This is a genomic window from Polaromonas sp. (assembly GCF_039932935.1).
GTDB lineage: Bacteria > Pseudomonadota > Gammaproteobacteria > Burkholderiales > Burkholderiaceae_C > Polaromonas.
In genome coordinates, this window is sequence record NZ_JBDTPB010000048.1 from 1 (window position 1) to 17911 (window position 17911).

Genomic DNA, 17911 nt, shown 5'->3' on the forward strand with positions numbered 1-17911 from the left:
GTGTGTCGGTGCTGTCCTCTGCGCTGCCCCACATCGAGTCCGGCAAGATGATTCCCCTGGGTGTCACCACGCCAACACGTTCACGTGCCGCGCCGCAAATCCCTGCGCTCGGCGAAAACCCCAGGCTCAAGGGTTACGACATGAACGTCTGGTTCGGCCTCTTCGGCCCCGCGAAATTGCCCGCGCCCATGGTCGCGCGGCTCAACCGCGAGCTCAACGAAATCCTGCGCGAGGAAGCCGTCTGGCAAAAACTCCAGAAAGCCGGCATTTCGAATGAAGGCGGTACGCCCCAGGCACTTACGGCTTTTGTGCGCGCCGAAACACAACGCGTGCGCGCGGTGGTTAACAAGGCGGTGGCGACCGGTACCACTTCATGATCGGGAGGATCACCAAAGTCCATGCGGTGCAGCTGCAGCCACCAGGGCTGTCTTTTTGGGCGGCGTCCTCCACGGGGATAGCGCATGTGCAGGAGCGCACTTCAACCGAAGCCGGTCCGGAAGTGCTGGTGACGGCGTTGGTGCACGGCAATGAATATTCGGGCGCCTGGGCACTGGATGCGTTTCTTCTCAGCGGGTTGCAGCCGCGCCGCGGGCGAATCACTGCTGTGTTCTGCAACACCGAGGCCTTCATCCGGTTCGACCCCCGCAAGCCCGACGCCTCCCGCTTTGTTGACGAGGATTTCAACCGCGTATGGTCCGCCGACCTGCTGGATGGCCCCAGGCGCAGCGCCGAGCTGCTACGCGCCCGCGAAATCCGGCCATTTGTTGACCGCGCCACCCACCTGCTGGACCTGCATTCCATGCATGAGCCCGGTGGGGCTTTGCTGGTTACAGGCATGTTGCCGCGCAATATTGCTTTTGCGCAAGACTTGGGTACGGCGGGCCAGGTGGTCGTCGATGCCGGCCACGCCGACGGTGTCCGCATGCGGGATTACGGGCTGTTTGGCGACGAAAACAGCGACCGCATTGCCCTGCTGCTGGAGGCGGGCCAGCATTGGGAGCTGGCGTCGCTGCAGGCGGCGCGCAACGTGCTCATGCGGTTTCTGGTGTGCTCTGGGGTAATTGATCGCGGCGATGTCCCCCCTGGCTGGTTGCTTCCTGATGCGGCGCCGCCTCCACCCGTGACGGTGACACACCGCGTCGTTGCGCAGTCGATGGACTTTGCGTTTGTGCAGGATTTTTGCGGCGGCGAAACCATAGGCCGCGCCGGTACACCGATCGCGCATGATGCGGGCGAAGCGGTGGTGACACCCTACGATGATTGCGTGCTGGTCATGCCGTCGGTGCGGCAATTGCGGCCTGGTGTGACGACAGTGCGTCTGGGCCATCGGGCTTGACACGCCCCGCTTCGCGACGCTCCGTTACAGCGGGTGCTCGGTGTAGAACTTGCCGCCGTGAAACAGCAGCGGTGCGGCGCCAGCGCGGTGGGTGCAACGCTCCACCTCGCCCACAAAGATCACGTGGTCACCTTCTTCATACCGGCTGCGGTTAAAGCATTCGAAAGTGGCTGCGGCGCCTGTCAGCAGCGGCGCGCCTCCGACACCCTCCGTAAACAGCACACCTTTCCAGCGGTCTTCGCGCCGGCTGGCGAAGCGTTCGGCCAGCTCTTTCTGGTCAGCCGCGAGGATGTTGATGGCGTAGTGTGATCCGGTGCTGAGCGCGGCCATCGAACCGGCCGCCTGCGCCAGGCTCCAGAGCACCAGCGGCGGTTGCAAAGACACTGAATTGAATGAGTTGGCCGTCAGGCCGACCAACGCGCCATCCGCCGTGCGCGCGGTGACGATGGTCACACCGGTGGCAAACATGGCCAGCGATGCGCGGAACTCCCGCTGTGAGAAGCTGGGGCTGCTCGCTTTGCGAGGGGTGGCGGGGGTCGGCATAGGCGGCTAATTTAACTGAAGCGCCACGGGCGTACCGGCGGCAGGGTTTCGGCGGGCCCCGCCGAAGCGCGGATGGCCTGACAGTTAAACTTGAAGCCATGCACCTTGCCCGCCCTGTCGTCTGGTTTTTTGCTATCTATTTAATAGCTGCTGGCGCTCGTGCTGATTCGCCTTGCGCCGAATATGCCTCCAAACTTCCGAATGTAAGGCGTGAGCTGTGCGAAGCGGCGCAGCTGCAGCCGTCGGGCGCGCGTTCGGTCAACGGCCGGGCGCTGTGGGTGCGCGACATCAAGCCGGAGAATCCCAGCTTGCGTGTGCTGGTCGTTGGCGCGATTCATGGCGATGAGCTGTCTTCAGGCGCCGTGGCGCTGCACTGGATCAGGCTGGCTGCGCAGCCGCCGCTGGATTCGCCGCAGGCCATTCACTGGCGATTTGTTCCCTTGCTCAACCCCGACGGGGTGCTTTCCACGCCGCCGCGCCGCGTGAACGCGCACGGCGTTGATTTGAACCGCAATTTCCCCACCCCCCACTGGGACCGGGACGCCAAGGTGTACTGGGAAAAGCGCACCGGCAAGGATCCGCGCCGCTGGCCTGGGCCGAAGCCCCTGTCCGAGCCGGAATCCCGCTTTTTGCATGAGCAGATGCAGAGTTTCAAGCCGCAGCTGATCGTCAGCATCCACGCGCCTTACGGGGTCCTGGACTTTGACGGCCCTTCGGTTCCACCGTCGCGGCTGGGGCGGCTTTATCTCGATCAGGTGGGCATTTTCCCGGGCTCGCTGGGCAACTACGGCGGCGTGCACAAGGGAGTGCCCGTGGTGACCATTGAGCTGCCCAATTCCACCCGCACACCGCTGGATGCGGAAATGCGCCAGATGTGGCTGGACCTGTTGCGCTGGATGAGTGAGAAGGTGGCGGTGCAGTCCCATTTGCCTGGCCCGGGTGTGGCGCCTTCTTCGCACCCGGTGCCCTGAGCGCTTACAGCTTCTTGTAGGCCCGGTCCAGCTCGGCGCCTTTGCTGGTATCTTTCAGCCCGCGCGCCACATCGTTACCGGCCTGTTCAATCACGGGATGGGGCTTGGCGTTCGTCATGTCCACCGCCTGGTCGCGCTCATGCGGCAATTCGAGGCTGGACTCCACGGCGCCGTCCTTTAAGGTGTCCTGCTTGCCGGGGCGCGAACGTTGCGCCCGCGGGTTTTTGGCCGGCATGCCTTTTCCGGCGGGGGGATCCGCTGGGGTACCGGGATCGGGATTGCCGTGTTGGGAAGAATTCATGGCTTGACTGTGCAGCGGCCGATTCGGCCGGGCTGTCAGCCCGCCCGGGCAGGTCCTGTAGGAAAAAGCCACCTTGCGTGGGGTGGCGCCCCCTGCTCCCAGCCTCAGCCGGCGAGGAAAGTGGCGGCTTGGGCGACGGCCGCTGCATCGGCCTTGACCGCATCGGGCGGCCCGCCTTTGCCCCATAGTTCGCCGCGATAGTTCATGGCCATGAACTGTGCGCACAGCCGGATCGAGTCCACCATGGGCTGGGCCTTGGTGCGGTCGCCGCTGGTGGTGATCAGCCACAACGCCTTTTTCGCCATTTCTTCCTTGAAGGGCAGGCCGGGCACGCGCATCCAGGCGCTCCAGTGGTCCAGGTAAGTCTTCAGCGGCGCCGGAATGCTGTACCAGTACACCGGCGCGACGAAGACGATGTCGGTCGCGGCCAGGGTGGCGTCCAGCAGGGCTTTCATGTCGCCCTCGGGCATGGGGTATTGGCCCGTGGTGTGGCGCTGGTCCACAAAGGGAGGCATTTTCATGCGCGCCAGGTGATGCCATGTTTGGGCCGTGCCGGCCGGCAGCGCCGCTGCTGCCTGTTGCGCGAGCCATTCGGTGTTGCCCAGCGCGCCGGGCTCCCGTGTAGAGGTGGTCAGAAAGAGGAATTGAGGCTTGGAAGTCATGGCGGCATGGTAGCGGCAGCCGCCGGCTCGCGCTGGTGCGGGGTCTGGGCCTCCATGCCAGAATGAATCATCAAATTTTGAGGCCCTTGAGGCGCTCTTTTCATGATTCATATTCGCGATATCGACCACATCGTCTTTCGGATCTTGAACCTCGACAGGATGATGGCGTTTTACATCGATGTGCTGGGGTGCTCCGTTGAGCGCCGGCAGGACGAGATCGGCCTGGTCCAGCTGCGCGCAGGGCGTTCACTGGTGGACCTGGTGCCGGTGGATGGCAAGCTGGGCCGGGCCGGCGGTGCTGCGCCGGGCAAGGAAGGGCGCAACGTCGACCATGTCTGTTTTCGTGTGGAGCCTTTTGACGCCGAGGCCATACGCCGTCACCTTGCCGCGCACGGTGTGGACCCGGGTGATGTGGAGTCGCGCTATGGCGCTGAAGGCGAAGGCCCCTCGATTTACCTCAACGACCCTGAGGGCAACACCCTGGAATTAAAAGGCCCGGCATGGCCCGAAGGCGGCGCTCCGCGCTAGAACCGGCTCCAGCCTTGCCAGGCGGTGAAGGCGGCGCATACGATCAGCACCGCGCCCACTGTGCGTGCCATCGCCACACTGGCGCCAGGCCTCTCGGCCAGCCACTGGCGCGCCCCTGCTACGGCCAGTGCGAGTGAGCCGTACACGCCGGCCTGGGTGATCGCAATGATCAGCCCCAGCGCTGCAGCCTGCACCCAGAGCGAGCCGTACTCCAGTCGCAAAAACTGCGGAAAGATCGCCAGCATGAAGAGGTAGGCCTTGGGGTTGAGCAGGCAAGTCAGCGCCGCCTGCCGGAAGGTTCGCCACGGCGAGGTTTCTTCAATGTCGGGCAAGGCGCCAAACACAGAGGTGCTGCGCATGAGCGACCAGCCTATCCAGGCGATGTAAAGGCTGCCCGCGAGCAACATCACGTTCACCATGCCCGGCACCAGCTGCAGCAAGATGCCCAGCCCAAGGGCGCCGGCCACAACATGGCAAATGCCGCCGGCCACGATGCCCCCTACTGCGAAGAGCCCATACCGGCGCCCGCCGGTCAACGAGCTGGCCATGACAAACGCCATGTCCATGCCGGGCAGGATGATGATGCCCAGCACCATCAGGAAAAACAGCCAGAGGTGTGCAAAGTGGTCCATGAACAAGCCCGTTCTTTTTAGCGGTGCACCGCGTGGTAAGCGGGGCGCGACAGCCGCATGACCCAATTGGTTTCCCAGTGGCGGCCGCCGTCGGCCGAGAATGCCCGCTCCCAGCACGCGTGGCTGGGTGTTATGCCGGACCAGGTGAAGCGGACCCGCACCGGCCGGCCTTCGTGGCTGTCGTTTCCTTCGAACTGGCCGGTACCGTTGGCAAAGCAGCCGACCACGGGCGGCTGTAGCAAGCCGTTGTTGTGGCTGACCCAGTAAAGGCTCCACATCCGCGTTTGCGGGTTGAAAAAGCGCAGGGCCATGCCAATGGTCTTCCTGTCCTCGGTGACCAGGTCGTTCATGTTGCCCAGTCCGCCGAGCAGCAAAGCGCCGTCCTGCACAGCGTCGAAGCTTTCCCAGTCGGCACTGCCCTCCAGGCACCGTCGCAGGCGCTTGTTGCTGACCAGCCAGCGCCCGGTGATGAAATTGAAGTCGTGACGTCCGTCGGCGACTTCGGCCAGGTCCGGCGTGGGTGTCAGGGTAGTGGTCATGGCTTGGAGGGCGCAGGCGCCTGCGGTGAATGCGTGGCAACCCAGTCTAAAAATGTAATAGGGCTATTTCGGCCCTAATTTCCCGTTAGACTTTTTCACCATGTATTCACCCACCACGCGCGTACTCACCGTCCTGGAGCTGCTGCAGTCCCATGGCCGGCTGAGTGGGGCCGAACTGGCGCGGCGGCTGCAGGTGGATGGCCGCACCCTGCGCCGCTATATCGCCAAGCTCGAAGAGCTGGGTATCCCGGTGGTGGCCGAGCGTGGCCGCTATGGCTGCTACAGCCTGATTGCCGGGTTCAAGCTGCCGCCCATGATGTTTACCGACGACGAAGCGCTGGCCTTGTCGCTGGGCCTGCTGGCCGCACGCGGCCTGGGCCTCGCCGAGGCGGCGCCCGCGTCAGAAAGCGCGCAGGCCAAGCTGGAGCGGGTGATGCCCAACAACCTGAAGAACCGCATCCGCGCCTTGGGTGAAACCGTGACGCTGGACATGCGCCAGGCAGACGCCCCTGGCGACAACACGGCCTTGCTGGCGCTCAGCATCGCCGCGCATGGCTGGCAGCGCGTGCACATGGCCTACCGTTCGGCCGACGGCGACATCACCGAGCGCGACTTTGACGCCTATGGACTGGCGTTTCGACGTGGCCGCTGGTATGTGGTGGGTTGGTGCCATCTACGCGGCGCGTTGCGCTCATTTCGCCTTGACCGGGTGAAAGAGGTCAAGCCGCTCAACGTGGTGTTCACGCCACCGGCTGACTTCAACGCCGCCCAGCACCTCGTCTTGGGGCTGGCCACCATGCCGCGCAGCAACGCCGTGCGCCTCTTGCTGCATACCGACCTGCAGACCGCGCAGAAGGAACTTCCCGACAGCATTGGGGTGTTTCAGCCCAGCGACGAAGGCGTGCTTCTGCACAGCCAGACCGATCACATTCCCTGGTTTGCGCGACAGCTTTCGCGCCTGCCGTTTGCTTTCGAGATACAGGAGCCCGCTGCGCTGCGTGTTGCGCTGCGCGAGCATGCCCAGCGCACGCTGGACCAGCACGCTGCGTAAGCCGGCCGCTCAGGCGGTTGTGGCCTGCAGGCGGCCGCGCGCGCGGTCCAGGCCGTAAAAGCCGAAATCCATCGCCGGCACCTCGCCGCAGATCAGTTCGGCCATGGCTTTGCCCGACCCCGCGCCGTGCGTCCAGCCCAGCGTGCCGTGGCCCGCGTTCACCCACAGGCGGCCGACTGTTGTCTTGCCGATGTAGGGAATATTGGTGGGCGTGGCGGGGCGCAGACCGGTCCAGAAATTCGGCGTGCCGCCTTGCTCTTCAAGGCGGGTATCGCACACGCCCGGCAGCACCTCTTCGATGCGGTCGGCCAGCATCTTGCAGCGCGCTTTGGCGAGCGGCGTGTCCAGCGAAAGGTCATAGCCGCCGACCTCAATGGTGCCGGCAACGCGCAGGTGGTCGTCCAGGCGGCTCATGGCGCATTTGACTTCGTCGTCAATGGTGCTGACAAAGGGCGCCCGCTGCGGTTGCAGGAGTTTGAAGGTGGCGCTGTAGCCCTTGCCCGGGTAGATCGGCAGGTCTACCCCCACCGTGCGCAACAGCGGCGCTGTGTAGGACCCGCAGGCCACCACGAACTCGTCGGCCTTGAGGTTGATGGCAGGCTTGTTCCCGCTTCCGGCGCTGCGGTCACGAACAGCCACCGACTGGATCGCACCGCCGGATTTTTCCAGGCGCTCAACGTCGTGCCCATACAGGAAGCGCACGCCCCTGTCAGCGCAGCGTTGCGCCAATGCCTGGGTAAAGATGCGCGCGTCGCCGCTTTCGTCGCTGGCGGTGTAGGTGCCTCCCACGATACGGTGCGCAAACGATTTGAAGGCGGGTTCAATGTCCAGCAGCTCGGCCGTGTTCACCACACGGCGCGCAACACCGTATTTCTGCATCAATGCTGCCGCTTCGCCTGCGGTATCAAACGATTGCTGGTCGGTGTAATAGTGGGCGATGCCTCTTTCGAGGCGGTTGTACTCGATGCCGGTAGCCCGGACCACTTCCTTGAGCGCGGCGTGGCTGTAGGCGCCCAGCGCCACCAGTTGCTGCACATTTCGCTCGAAAGCGGTGTCGTTGCATTGCGCCAGAAACTGCAGGCCCCAGCGCCACTGCTGCCACCCGTCCCCCAAAGGCCATTGCGGCCGGAACAGCAGGGGCGCGTCGTCGCGAAACATCCATTTCAGCGCCTTCAAGGGCGCATCCTTGTTGGCCCAGGGCTCGCAATAGCTGACCGAAATCTGCGCGGCATTGCCAAAGCTGGTTTCCAGCGCCGCGCCGGGCTGGCGATCCACCACGGTCACCTCGTGACCCCGCTCAAGCAACTGCCAGGCTGTGCTCACGCCGATGATCCCCGCCCCCAAAACCACTACTTTCATACAACCCCCTTTACAACTTTCGAGTGTGAAGGATGTTGCTTTCAATTAATAGAAAAATTAAACTATCAGAGAAAACATCAGAATAACTAATAGAGAGAAGGGGTCGTATGAGTACTTTTGATCCTGATGCGCTGGAGTGCCTGGCCGCGATTGTGGAGGAGGGCGGCTTCGAGCGAGCAGCCCAACGCCTGTCGATCACGCAGTCGGCGGTGTCGCAGCGCCTGCGTGCGCTGGAAGCTCAGGTCGGCACGGTGCTGATCGTCCGCAGCCGGCCACTCAAACCTACCGCGGCCGGCCAGCTGCTGCTGAAACACACCAAGATGCTGCGCCTGTTGCGCGCTGACCTGGAGCGCGACATGAAGGAGCTGGCACCGAGCTCGCTCGGAGGCTCGCGCGAGGAAGAGCGCATCTCGATCGCGATCAATGCCGACAGCATCGCCACCTGGGCTTTGCCGGCGCTGACCGATCTGGCGCAGCAGGGCCTGCCCATGGAGATCATTCACGATGACCAGAACTTCACGCACGAATGGCTGCGTGAAGGCCAGGTGCTGGGCTGCGTCACTACGCTCAAGCAGGCGCTGCGCGGTTGCAAGGTGGAGCCGCTGGGCGCAATGCAGTACATCGCGGTGGCCACGCCGGACTTTGCGCGAAAGCGGCTTGGCTTTCGCGACGATTCCGGCGGCCGGCAAACGGCGCCCGCCTTGACGCAATACAACTTCCGCGACGTGCCCTTCATTGCTTTCAACCGCAAAGACGAGCTACCGGTCGATTTCGTCAGCAAAGCCTTCGGACTCAAGCGGGTCACGCTGAACCAGTTGTTTGTGCCGTCGTCAGAAGGCATGGTACGGGCGGTGCTGGCGGGCTGGGGCATCAGCGTGGTGCCGCGCCTGTTGGCGCAGGGCCTGATTGACGAGAACCGGCTCGTCAATCTTGCACCTGGTTACACCTTGCCCATACAGCTCTATTGGCATTGCTGGAACCTGGAGTCCGAGGTGCTGGACGCCCTGACCGCCGCGCTCAAACAGTCGGCAGCGGAGTCGCTGGTCCCCTGAGCACGGGCCGCGGTGCCGCCGTCGGGAAGCCGAAGGCGCAGCGATCATGCGATGTCGTGTGGCCCGCATTCGGGCCGCAGCGGCGGTCCCTGCCGAGGTTGTTTTTACTCACTGGCCAATGCCAGGGGGGAGTAATCCCATTTACAAAAGGCACCGGTTTCCTCACACTGCACACTGTGACGAGATACGCGCGTGGCGCCATATTGCAGTGAAAGGCACGAGGTAACGAATGCTGGGATGGCTGGGGCTGCGTACCCGTCTGGTTTTGTTGGTGCTGTTCGCGCTGCTCCCGGTTTTTGGGTTGCTCGTCTACTATGCCGAGCGGGACCACCAAGCTGCATTGGCACACGCCAAGGTCGACCTGCAGTCGCAGGTCTCTTTGCTCGCCGTTCATCAGCAGCGCACGGTGGAGCGGGTCCATGAGCTTCTCAACGGCCTGGCCAGTGCGCCCCATATCCAGAGCCACGGGCCCGGGTTGTGCGGGCAGCAGCTGAAAAACCTTCATCGGGACCATCCTGAGTTCACCCATGTGGGCGTCGCCGCGCCGGACGGCCGGTTGGTCTGCAGCTCATTGGATCTGTCCGCGGGGAACGTTCAGGTCAACGATCGCTCATTCTTCCAGCAAGTCATGGCAGGGCAGCGGTTTGCTGTCGGCACCTACGGCATAGGCCGCAGCACCGGGTTGCCAGGCCTGATCTTCGCCATACCGCTTCATGACAGCGCCGGCGCCTTGGCCGGGGTGGCTTTCGCGTCTCTGGGCTTAACGGCACTTGCAGAGCCCTTGACTGCAGCGGCCATGATGCCGGGCGCAAGGTTGACGGTGCTTGACCGTGACGGGGTGGTGTTGGCCGTCTCCCCGGCAGCTCCTTCCTGGCTCGGTCGGAGGCATCCAGACTCCGCCGTGCTTCAAGGCGCACAAGCGCGCGATTCGGGCATGTTGCAAGCGGCCGATGCGCAAGGAAGCCAGCGTGTTTATGCCTTTGCGCCCGTTGTGGGGGGTGGCCGCGACGGGCTATTTGTGGTGGTGAGCGTCCCGCAGGAAGTCATTGCCGCAGAAAGCAATGGCAACCTGCTTTCGGAATTGGCGGCCTTGCTCGCCATGGCCGTGGCGAGCGCGGTCGGCGCATGGTGGATGGGAAACCGCCTGATCGTCAATCCGGCCAAGGCCATCCTGAAAGAAGCCAATGAGGTGACGCAGGGCAATCTCGCAGCACGCATCAGGCTGGGCCCGCTGTATCAGGGTGAGCTGGGCGATATCGGGCAGACTTTCAACCGCATGGCCGCGTCGCTTCAGGCCAGGCAGGAAGAACTCGACGCCATGCTCAGCCGCGTGGACAAGGAGCGCTCCCTGCTCGACCTCATCCTCAACAGCATGAGTGAAGGCGTGATTGCGGCGGACACCGAAGGCCGCTTTCTGGTATTTAACGCCACAGCCCGCAAACTCTTTGATGCGGCACCCGGCCCCGGCATTCGCGTCGAGGAATGGCGCCGCAGCCACGAGCTGCTGATGCTGGACCGGAAGACCCCCTTGCCCGAGGCCGACCGGCCGCTGACACGCGCTGCGCGCGGCGTCAGCACGGACAATTGGGACCTGGTCATTCGCAGGCCCGGTGCCGAAGACCGGGTGCTCCGGATGAGCACCCGACCCCTGCAGGATGATGCAGGCGGGTTGGTGGGCGGCGTTGCGGTGTTCAATGACATCACCGAGGTCAAGGCGGCAGAGGACTTCGCACGGGCCCAGGCGCAGATACTGGCGCTGATAGCAGGCAGCGCGTCCCTGCAGCGTTCGCTGGAGGCGGTGGTGCAACTGATCGAAACCAGTTCGCCGGACAGCCTGTGCTCGATCCTGCTGGTTGGCGGACAGCAACTGCATCTGGGCGCAGCGCCCAGCTTGCCCGAGAGTTACAACCAGGCCATCGAAGGCCTGCAGATCGGCGAAGGCGTGGGCGCTTGCGGCACAGCAGCGTTTCGCAATCAGACGGTGATTGTCGAGGACACCCAGCAAGACCCCTTGATGAAGGACTACCGCGAACTCATGCTGACGCACGGCCTGCGTGCATGCTGGTCCACGCCGGTGGTGTCAACGGACGGTGAAGTGCTCGCGACATTTGCGATCTACCGCCGTTATCCCTGTGCGCCCCAGCCTCACGACCTCGAGCTGATCACGTCCGCCGCGCGGCTGGCCGGCATCGCGCTGGTGCGCGCCCGCGCAGAGGCGGCCTTGATCAGCAGCGAAGCCCGTTTTCGCGAACTGGCGGAAAACATCAACGATGTTTTTTACAACGTGGACCCCCGGTCGGGCCAGTTGCTCTACATCAGTCCCGGCTATGAGAAGGTTTGGGGCCGCAGCCGCGAGAGCCTGTATGCCGATCCGCTGTCGTATGCCCAGGCCGCGCTGCCGGAGGACCAGCCTTTGCTGAAGCTTGCCAGGCAGCGTAACCGCGCGGGGGAGGTTTCCGACACGGAATACCGCATCCTGTCTGCGGATGGCCATCTGCGGTGGATACGCGACCACTCTTATCCGGTGTTCGACGCCTCCGGGACGCTTGAGCGCGTGGTGGGCACTGCGCGAGACATCACCGATCGCAAGCTGGCCGACCTGGCGCTGGCCAGCACCAACCGGGCACTGCAGATGCTCAGCCAGTCCAGCATTGCCATCAATCGCATCGAAGACGAGGAGGCCCTGTTGACTGAGGTCTGCCGCGTTGCCGTTGATGTGGGCGGCTATCGCATGGCATGGGTGGGCTACGCCCAGAACGACGAGGCACACACCATACAGCCCATGGTGCACGCCGGCAATGAAGGCGGCTATCTCACGGTGATCCGCCTGACCTGGCGCGATGACCAGGTGACGGGCCAGGGCCCCGCGGGCCAGGCCATTCGCACGGGGCTACCGCAGCAAAGCGGAGACATCAGCCATGCCGAGAACCATTTTCACTGGCATACCGATGCGATGAAGCGCGGCTACCAGAGCGCGGTCTGTCTGCCTTTGCGTGAAGCAACCCGCAGCTTCGGCGTGCTGTGCCTCTATTCGGCAGAGACGCAGCACTTCACACCTGAAGAGGTCAAACTCCTGCAGGAGCTTGCCGACAACCTCGCGTTCGGCATTGTCAGCCTGCGCGAGCGGCTGGAGCGCCAGCGCAGCCAGGAGGCCGCGCGCCAGGCCGCCGCCAAGTTGCGTGAACAGGCCTCGCTGCTGGACCGGGCGCAGGACGCCATCATGGTCCGCAACCTGGACCGGACCCTGCGCTTTTGGAACAAGGGCGCTGAGCGCCTTTACGGGTGGACAGCGGAGGAGGTGTTGGGCAAATCGATGGAGGAGTCCATGTACAGCAGCCCCCAGGTGCTGAAAGACGCCATGGACAGAACCCTGAGCAATGAGGGGGACTGGACAGGGGAGCTGGAGCAGCGCGCGCGGGACGGCTCCACGGTAAGCATCGAAGCGCGCTGGACCGTGGTGCGCGACGAGCACGGAAAAGTCAACGGGGTGCTGGGCATCAACACCGACATCCGCGAGCGCAGGCGCGCGCGGGAAGAAATATTGCAGCTCAACGCCAGCCTGGAAGAGCGCGTGCAGCAGCGCACTGCGCAGCTCGAATTTGCCAACAAGCAGCTGGAGGCGTTTTCCTATTCGGTATCGCATGACCTGCGCAGTCCATTGAGCGCCATCGACGGCTTCAGCGACCTGCTGCAGCGTGCTTTGACCAAGGCCGACAACGCGTCCTCGCTGGAGCGCAGCCGGCATTACCTGGCGCGCATACGGGCCGGGGTGGGGCAAATGGGAGAGCTGATCGATGCGATGCTGTTGCTGGCGCAGGTGTCGCGCTCCAGCCTGCGCTGGGAGCCCATTGATCTCAGCGCGATGGCGCGCGACCTGCTGGAGGGCTACCGCGAACGTGAGCCCGACAGGCCCGTGGTGCTTCATGTGGAAGACGGCCTCACCGGACAGGGCGACCCACGCCTGATCAAGCAGCTGCTGGACAACCTGCTGGGCAACGCCTGGAAATTCAGCGCCAACCAGGCGCGCACCGAAATCAGCGTCTGCCGCGAAACCGGTGAGGCCGGAGAAACGGTGTATGTGGTGCGTGACAAAGGCGCCGGGTTTGACATGGCCTACGCAGAGAAACTTTTCGGCGCCTTTCAGCGCCTGCATTCGCTGACGGAATTCCCCGGTACCGGCATTGGGCTGGCCACCGTGCACCGCATCGTGACACGCCACGGCGGCAAGGTCTGGGCCCAATCATCCCTTGGGCAGGGTGCCGCGTTCTATTTCACACTAGGAGAAACACTGTAATCACCCCCGTCCAGGCTCACTGCGTGTAGCCTGTTCCCCCAAAAATTGGTACGCCCCTGTCCAAGCTCACTCCGTGTAGCTTGTTCCCCCCTCAGGGGGGGGGCGGCGCCTGTGGCCCGGCTAAGCCGGTTCCACGGCCCCCACTGGTAGTGCCAAAAGAACTCTTAAAGCCAGCATGAGCCGCGGGACTGGCTTTGCCAGACCGCAGGCGGGTGGCCCCCTCAGGGGGCAGGGAGCTACGCGCAGTGAGCGATCGTGGGGGCTGTATTAGAAACTCTGCTGTTGCAGGGTTTCGCGCAGGGTTTGTGCCTTGTCGGCGTCAAACTGACCTTCGAAGCGTGCCAGCACTTCACCCTGGCGATTCACCACCACGGCATAAACCTGGTCGATGCTGTTGAGTCCGGCAGAACGCACAAAGCTGGCGCGGTCAGTGAATACCGGCACCAGCCTGGCGCGCTCGGTATCGGCCGGGTAGTGTTTGAGCAGCTTGTCTTCGACGGCGCTTCGTCCCGTCAGCGTCCCGGGGTCATTGACGACCGGCATGCGCATCCAGGTGATCGAGGGATCGTTTCGCAGGTTCATCCCCTGGATCCAGCCCTCAACCTGCGCGTGCTGGCCGCGCTGAAAAGTGATCAGTGCCAGCGTGCGGTCTGAAGGCAGGCCCTCCGGCACGGTGACAGGCTGTCGCAGGAGCGTCTGCGCCATGAATGCAGGCAGGCGCCCCATCACGCTGGAGTCGTTGGGCGACGCAATTGCGAGCCCGAAAGCCAGGCCGACGGCCAGCAGCCAGGCGGCAAGGTAGGACACATTGCTTTTCATGATGCTCTCCCGATGCGGGTCTGGTGCAAGAGATATTGCACAAACCCCTCTTGCAAGATACATGCAAGCCGAAGGCCGTGCAAACCCCCAATTGGAACAAAGTGTTCGGTGTTGCTGATGCCTGTTGGGTTGCGCGCCGGCCGGGAAGTTCAAAAAGTAAATACAAAGGTAAATACATCACATCCCCGGGCAATGGGCGGCCGGCCAGACGGCGATCACGCGTTGCTATCTTTTTGGTAGCTGATTGCGGGTGTGAAATAAGGGCTAGAGCCCGACACCGATCAGCATGTTGGGCAAATACCCTTCTTGTTCGCCCTTGCGCGCATAGCCCAGCGGGTTAGCCACCACGCGGCAGTTACGGCTGGTGTAATCAATGGCGCAATGTAAATGTCCGTGCAGCCACAGTTTGGCCAGCGGCAGCAGCTCGTCAAGTGAATTGCAAAACCCCGCAGTGCCGGCCGCCAGCCCGTAGCGCGGGTCCGCGCTCAGCAGGCTGGGCGCAAAGTGCGTCACGGCCACGGTGGGGCCGTCAAAAGGCTGGGCCAGCACCTGCCGCAGCCATGCCTGGCTTTTGAGGCCCTGCTCACGCACATCGGCTGCCAGAAGGGGCTCGCCGTTCCTGAAAGAGTGGTTTTTGCCGAGGTAGAAATTGGCCGCGCGAAAGGCTTTTTCACGTGCCTTCAGCTGCTCGCCCAGCGTGATGTCCGCGCTCTGGGGCTGGCCCGCGCTCAGGGCGTCGAAATCGGTCCACAGCGTGCTGCCGACAAAGCGCACGCCCTGCAGCACCAGGGTTTCCTCTTCCAGCCAGACAATGCCAAGCCGCTCGCAGGTGCTGCGCAGGCGGCTCCGGGTTTCGTCAAAGTCCAGTCCGTCGTATTCATGGTTGCCAGGCACAAACAGCACCGGCGTGGGCCAGCCCGCACCGCCTTCGGCAACCGGCAGCGGTGAAAACCGCGCAAGTCCGAAGTCCGGGATGTTCAGCTCGGTGAGGAGCGAACCCTGCTGGTACGAGCCAATATCGCCGGCCAGCACAAGGAGGTCGGCGCCCGGCACAGGCTGCGCCACAAAGTGCGGATTGGATTCAAGGTGGAGGTCGGAGAGCAGCTGGATGTTCACCCGCCCGATTGTGCGGGAAGACACCGGGCACCGGCGCCGGCGCTGCGTCACCCTTGCGCGTTCGGTGTTAGGCTTTTGGTGGGGTGACACGGGTTTCGCACCGATATTCGGGCAGTGATGCATCTCATCCGCAGGAGGCGCTGTTGCAGCAGATTTTGAACGCAGGGGTTGCCCAGGTTTTTGCGTCTTACCCGCCGGACCTGCGGCGCAAGCTGATGGTGCTGCGCCAGTTGATACTGGAGACGGCGGCCGACACGCCCGGCGTCGGTCCGATCGAGGAAACGCTCAAGTGGGGCGAGCCCGCCTACCTCACGCCACACAGCAAAAGCGGCAGCACGCTCCGGTTGGGGCCGGTGAAATCCAGCCCCTCGCGGTACGCCCTGTACTTCAACTGCAACACCACCCTGGTGGACACCTTTCGCACCGTGTTTCCGCACGAACTGCGCTATGAAGGCAACCGGGCCATCGTGCTGGAGGTGGCCGACGCCTTGCCGCATGACGCGCTGGCGTTTTGCATCCAGGCGGCCCTCACCTACCACCGCAAAAAGCCGCTGCGATAAGCACAGAGTGCTGCGCCAACGCAGAGTCGATTCCATGAAAGAGAAGGACACACCATGAAACCTCGCCTCACACTGATCACCCTGGGCGTTGACGACCTCCAGCGCGCGCTGGTTTTTTACCGCGATGGCCTGGGGCTGGCGACGCCGGGCGTCGTCGGCGAAGAGTTCGAGCATGGCGCGGTGGTGTTCATCGAACTGCAAGCCGGCCTCAAGCTGGCGCTGTGGCCGCGCGGCAGCCTGGCACACGACAGCGGTTTGCCGCTTTCGCAGCGTGGCGCACCGTCGTTTTCACTGGCGCATAACGTGGCCTCGCAGCAGCAAGTCGACGCCGTGATGGCCGAAGCCGCGAGGGCGGGCGCCACGATCACCAAGCCGGCAGCGAAAACTTTCTACGGCGGCTACGCGGGCTACTTCCAGGACCCGGACGGCCATCTCTGGGAGGTCGCGTGGAACCCGCAGTTCGACGTGGCGGATTAGGCGGCGTGCGCTGGGCGAGGCTGCACGTGCAAGAAATTTCATTGCTGAATTTACAAGAAATAGGCCTCTACCCCAATACCAACGGGCGCAAGCAGCTCCTGAATTGATAGCGCTGAATGAGGCGCTGGGGGCAGGCCTCCTCAGGCCGGTGGTGCGGCCAGGCGTACGGTGAAGGTCGTGCCGAGCCCCAGCTGGCTGTTCACCTCGATGTCGCCTCCGTGCAGGGTCACACACTCCTTCACGATGTGCAGACCGATGCCGGTGCCGGAGATGTTGCCCACATTGCTGCCCCGGTGAAAACTGCCGAAAAGCCGCGGCAGGTCGGCCTCCGGAATCCCGATGCCCTGGTCGCTGACGCGCAGGTGGATCTGGTCGTCCACGCCGCGAACGGCAAACTGCACCGGCGTGTCCGGGTTGGAGTACTTCAGCGCGTTGCTCAGAAGGTTGATCACGATGTAGCGCAGCAGCTGCTGGTCTGCGATGCGCGCTGCGTCCAGCCCGTCGCAGGTCAGCGATATGCGCGTCGCCTGCGGGCTGCCGCGCTCCAGTTCGTCCATCACCTGCACCAGCCAGTCAGGCACCAGAAGGGGCGCGGCTTCAAACCTGAACTTGCCCAGCTCCAGGCGGCTGGTCAGCAGCACCTGTTCAACCATGCCGTTCATGCGCGCGACGGCGGTCTTGATTTGCCCGAGAAGCTCGCGGCGCTCGCCCGCCGGAAAACTCGCTCCGTAGGTGTCCAGCAACTCCACTGACGACAGGATGGCGGCCAGCGGCGTGCGAAATTCGTGGGAGGCGACGGCCACGAAACGCGATTTGAGCTCCGACAGCTCGCGCTCGTGGGCCAGCGCTTTGCGCATGTCTTCTTCGGCCTGGCGCTTGAGCGTCACGTCGGTCAGGAAGTTGAGCGTGGCAGGTGCGCCTTGCCACTCGAACATCACCGCGCTGATCTCCAGCCAGCGCGTGGCAACCTGGCTGTGCTGCACGCGGAACTGGTAATAGTTTTCGACCGTTTCGCCGCGCAGGCGCTTCATGTGGTTGCCCAGCACCTTCTCGCGGTCGTCCGGATGGATGAATTCGATGAAGGGCCGCGATTTGGCGGTTTCCTCGTCCAGCGAGGTCAGCTCCAGCGCCTTTGGGTTGGCGTACAGAATGCGCCCGGCTGCTGTCACCAGAATGCCTTCGCTGACGTTTTCCACCACTGCACGGTACTTGGCCTCGGAGTCGGTGCGCCGGCCGATTTCCACACGCAGCTGCTTGGAGGTGTCGAGCTGCCAGGTGATGTTGTTGGCCAGGTGGATGATGCGCAGCAATTCGCCCGAGGGGCTGTGCATGGGCAGCGCCCGCTGGCTCAGCCGGGCGGTACCGCCTTGCGGCCGAATGACCTTGTACTCTTCGCTGCGCTTCACGGGGCTGGTCTGCAGGCTTCGTACCCGCTCACGGTCTGCCGACTCCACGTGTTCCAGCCATTGCCAGGGCTCGTCTGCCAAAGTGTTGGCCGACAGGCCCCAGAACGCCTCGAAAGCCGGGTTGGTATAAGAGATGCGGCCGTTTTGCGGGTCCCAGGACCAGAGCATCGCGTCAATATTTGAGGCGATCTGCTGCAGCAGCGCCAAGGCTTCGCCCGGCGGCGAAGTTGGGGTCCCCGCCATGGGCGGAGAAGGAGGACGCGGG

Annotated in this window: 18 protein-coding genes; 9 read left to right on the plus strand and 9 right to left on the minus strand. The window is 63.7% G+C overall.

Annotation, left to right across the window (positions count from 1 at the left end):
• Together ABI546_RS08655 and ABI546_RS08660 are read left to right on the plus strand one after the other, a co-directional pair.
• Window positions 1–377: tripartite tricarboxylate transporter substrate-binding protein (locus ABI546_RS08655; protein ID WP_348046083.1), on the plus strand; the 377-nt coding region annotated here is incomplete at its 5' end.
• Window positions 374–1336 (plus strand): succinylglutamate desuccinylase/aspartoacylase family protein, encoded by a 963-nt coding sequence (locus ABI546_RS08660; protein ID WP_348046085.1) that lies wholly within the window; start codon window positions 374–376, stop codon window positions 1334–1336. The genes ABI546_RS08655 and ABI546_RS08660, both read left to right, overlap by 4 nt.
• 24 nt (window positions 1337–1360) lie before the next feature.
• Here ABI546_RS08660 and ABI546_RS08665 read toward each other — a convergent pair whose 3' ends face one another.
• The gene (locus ABI546_RS08665; protein ID WP_348046087.1) at window positions 1361–1879 is read right to left on the minus strand and encodes a flavin reductase family protein; all 519 of its coding nucleotides are present in this window, start codon (window positions 1877–1879) and stop codon (window positions 1361–1363) included.
• A gap of 98 nt (window positions 1880–1977) precedes the next feature.
• Here ABI546_RS08665 and ABI546_RS08670 point away from each other — a divergent pair, with 98 nt between their 5' ends.
• A complete protein-coding gene (locus ABI546_RS08670) occupies window positions 1978–2850 on the plus strand; it encodes a M14 family zinc carboxypeptidase (RefSeq protein WP_348046089.1) in 873 nt (290 codons plus the stop codon).
• A gap of 4 nt (window positions 2851–2854) precedes the next feature.
• Here ABI546_RS08670 and ABI546_RS08675 read toward each other — a convergent pair whose 3' ends face one another.
• Window positions 2855–3151, minus strand: coding sequence for a hypothetical protein (locus tag ABI546_RS08675; RefSeq protein ID WP_348046091.1), 297 nt, complete (start codon window positions 3149–3151; stop codon window positions 2855–2857).
• Between the two features lie 104 nt (window positions 3152–3255).
• Entirely contained in the window at window positions 3256–3813 is a 558-nt protein-coding gene (locus tag ABI546_RS08680; RefSeq protein ID WP_348046093.1) for an NAD(P)H-dependent oxidoreductase, read from the minus strand.
• A gap of 102 nt (window positions 3814–3915) precedes the next feature.
• On the opposite strand from ABI546_RS08680, the gene ABI546_RS08685 reads away from it, so the two are divergent.
• Window positions 3916–4341 carry a VOC family protein gene (locus tag ABI546_RS08685; RefSeq protein WP_348046095.1) on the plus strand — a complete coding sequence of 142 codons (426 nt, stop codon included), beginning with the start codon at window positions 3916–3918 and terminating at the stop codon, window positions 4339–4341.
• Here the strand turns inward: ABI546_RS08685 and ABI546_RS08690 are convergent.
• Window positions 4338–4973 (minus strand): LysE family translocator, encoded by a 636-nt coding sequence (locus ABI546_RS08690; protein ID WP_348046097.1) that lies wholly within the window; start codon window positions 4971–4973, stop codon window positions 4338–4340. The genes ABI546_RS08685 and ABI546_RS08690 overlap by 4 nt on opposite strands.
• 17 nt (window positions 4974–4990) lie before the next feature.
• Window positions 4991–5512, minus strand: coding sequence for a hypothetical protein (locus ABI546_RS08695; RefSeq protein ID WP_348046099.1), 522 nt, complete (start codon window positions 5510–5512; stop codon window positions 4991–4993).
• A 100-nt stretch (window positions 5513–5612) separates the two neighbouring features.
• On the opposite strand from ABI546_RS08695, the gene ABI546_RS08700 reads away from it, so the two are divergent.
• Window positions 5613–6563 carry a YafY family protein gene (locus ABI546_RS08700; protein WP_348046101.1) on the plus strand — a complete coding sequence of 317 codons (951 nt, stop codon included), beginning with the start codon at window positions 5613–5615 and terminating at the stop codon, window positions 6561–6563.
• Between the two features lie 9 nt (window positions 6564–6572).
• Here the strand turns inward: ABI546_RS08700 and ABI546_RS08705 are convergent, their stop codons facing one another.
• Window positions 6573–7922, minus strand: a complete 1350-nt coding sequence (locus tag ABI546_RS08705; protein ID WP_348046103.1) for a D-amino acid dehydrogenase — start codon at window positions 7920–7922, stop codon at window positions 6573–6575.
• A 107-nt stretch (window positions 7923–8029) separates the two neighbouring features.
• Here ABI546_RS08705 and ABI546_RS08710 point away from each other — a divergent pair, with 107 nt between their 5' ends.
• Together ABI546_RS08710 and ABI546_RS08715 are read left to right on the plus strand one after the other, a co-directional pair.
• The gene (locus ABI546_RS08710; protein ID WP_348046105.1) at window positions 8030–8974 is read left to right on the plus strand and encodes a LysR family transcriptional regulator ArgP; all 945 of its coding nucleotides are present in this window, start codon (window positions 8030–8032) and stop codon (window positions 8972–8974) included.
• A 229-nt stretch (window positions 8975–9203) separates the two neighbouring features.
• On the plus strand, window positions 9204–13268 hold the full coding sequence (locus ABI546_RS08715) for a PAS domain S-box protein (RefSeq protein WP_348046107.1): 4065 nt from the start codon (window positions 9204–9206) through the stop codon (window positions 13266–13268).
• Between the two features lie 267 nt (window positions 13269–13535).
• Here ABI546_RS08715 and ABI546_RS08720 read toward each other — a convergent pair whose 3' ends face one another.
• Entirely contained in the window at window positions 13536–14087 is a 552-nt protein-coding gene (locus tag ABI546_RS08720) for a hypothetical protein (protein ID WP_348046109.1), read from the minus strand.
• Window positions 14088–14351: 264 nt separating this feature from the next.
• Entirely contained in the window at window positions 14352–15203 is an 852-nt protein-coding gene (locus ABI546_RS08725; RefSeq protein ID WP_348046160.1) for a metallophosphoesterase, read from the minus strand.
• A 143-nt stretch (window positions 15204–15346) separates the two neighbouring features.
• Between ABI546_RS08725 and ABI546_RS08730 the strand changes: the two genes are divergently transcribed.
• Together ABI546_RS08730 and ABI546_RS08735 are read left to right on the plus strand one after the other, a co-directional pair.
• The gene (locus ABI546_RS08730; RefSeq protein WP_348046111.1) at window positions 15347–15763 is read left to right on the plus strand and encodes a DUF1801 domain-containing protein; all 417 of its coding nucleotides are present in this window, start codon (window positions 15347–15349) and stop codon (window positions 15761–15763) included.
• A 54-nt stretch (window positions 15764–15817) separates the two neighbouring features.
• Entirely contained in the window at window positions 15818–16240 is a 423-nt protein-coding gene (locus tag ABI546_RS08735; RefSeq protein ID WP_348046113.1) for a VOC family protein, read from the plus strand.
• A 140-nt stretch (window positions 16241–16380) separates the two neighbouring features.
• On the opposite strand, the gene ABI546_RS08740 is transcribed toward ABI546_RS08735, so the two are convergent.
• Entirely contained in the window at window positions 16381–17889 is a 1509-nt protein-coding gene (locus tag ABI546_RS08740) for a PAS domain S-box protein (protein WP_348046115.1), read from the minus strand.
• Between the last annotated feature and the right edge of the window lie 22 nt (window positions 17890–17911).

Excerpts from the sequence above, each read along its gene's own strand:
- ABI546_RS08685 (WP_348046095.1), top strand. The coding sequence starts at position 3,916 with ATGATTCATATTCGCGATATCGACCACATCGTCTTTCGGATCTTGAAC.
- ABI546_RS08705 (WP_348046103.1), bottom strand. The coding sequence starts at position 7,922 with ATGAAAGTAGTGGTTTTGGGGGCGGGGATCATCGGCGTGAGCACAGCC.
- ABI546_RS08665 (WP_348046087.1), bottom strand. The coding sequence starts at position 1,879 with ATGCCGACCCCCGCCACCCCTCGCAAAGCGAGCAGCCCCAGCTTCTCA.
- ABI546_RS08715 (WP_348046107.1), top strand. The coding sequence starts at position 9,204 with ATGCTGGGATGGCTGGGGCTGCGTACCCGTCTGGTTTTGTTGGTGCTG.
- ABI546_RS08690 (WP_348046097.1), bottom strand. The coding sequence starts at position 4,973 with ATGGACCACTTTGCACACCTCTGGCTGTTTTTCCTGATGGTGCTGGGC.
- ABI546_RS08670 (WP_348046089.1), top strand. The coding sequence starts at position 1,978 with ATGCACCTTGCCCGCCCTGTCGTCTGGTTTTTTGCTATCTATTTAATA.
- ABI546_RS08740 (WP_348046115.1), bottom strand. The coding sequence starts at position 17,889 with ATGGCGGGGACCCCAACTTCGCCGCCGGGCGAAGCCTTGGCGCTGCTG.
- ABI546_RS08660 (WP_348046085.1), top strand. The coding sequence starts at position 374 with ATGATCGGGAGGATCACCAAAGTCCATGCGGTGCAGCTGCAGCCACCA.
- ABI546_RS08695 (WP_348046099.1), bottom strand. The coding sequence starts at position 5,512 with ATGACCACTACCCTGACACCCACGCCGGACCTGGCCGAAGTCGCCGAC.
- ABI546_RS08680 (WP_348046093.1), bottom strand. The coding sequence starts at position 3,813 with ATGACTTCCAAGCCTCAATTCCTCTTTCTGACCACCTCTACACGGGAG.
- ABI546_RS08710 (WP_348046105.1), top strand. The coding sequence starts at position 8,030 with ATGAGTACTTTTGATCCTGATGCGCTGGAGTGCCTGGCCGCGATTGTG.
- ABI546_RS08735 (WP_348046113.1), top strand. The coding sequence starts at position 15,818 with ATGAAACCTCGCCTCACACTGATCACCCTGGGCGTTGACGACCTCCAG.
- ABI546_RS08720 (WP_348046109.1), bottom strand. The coding sequence starts at position 14,087 with ATGAAAAGCAATGTGTCCTACCTTGCCGCCTGGCTGCTGGCCGTCGGC.
- ABI546_RS08700 (WP_348046101.1), top strand. The coding sequence starts at position 5,613 with ATGTATTCACCCACCACGCGCGTACTCACCGTCCTGGAGCTGCTGCAG.
- ABI546_RS08675 (WP_348046091.1), bottom strand. The coding sequence starts at position 3,151 with ATGAATTCTTCCCAACACGGCAATCCCGATCCCGGTACCCCAGCGGAT.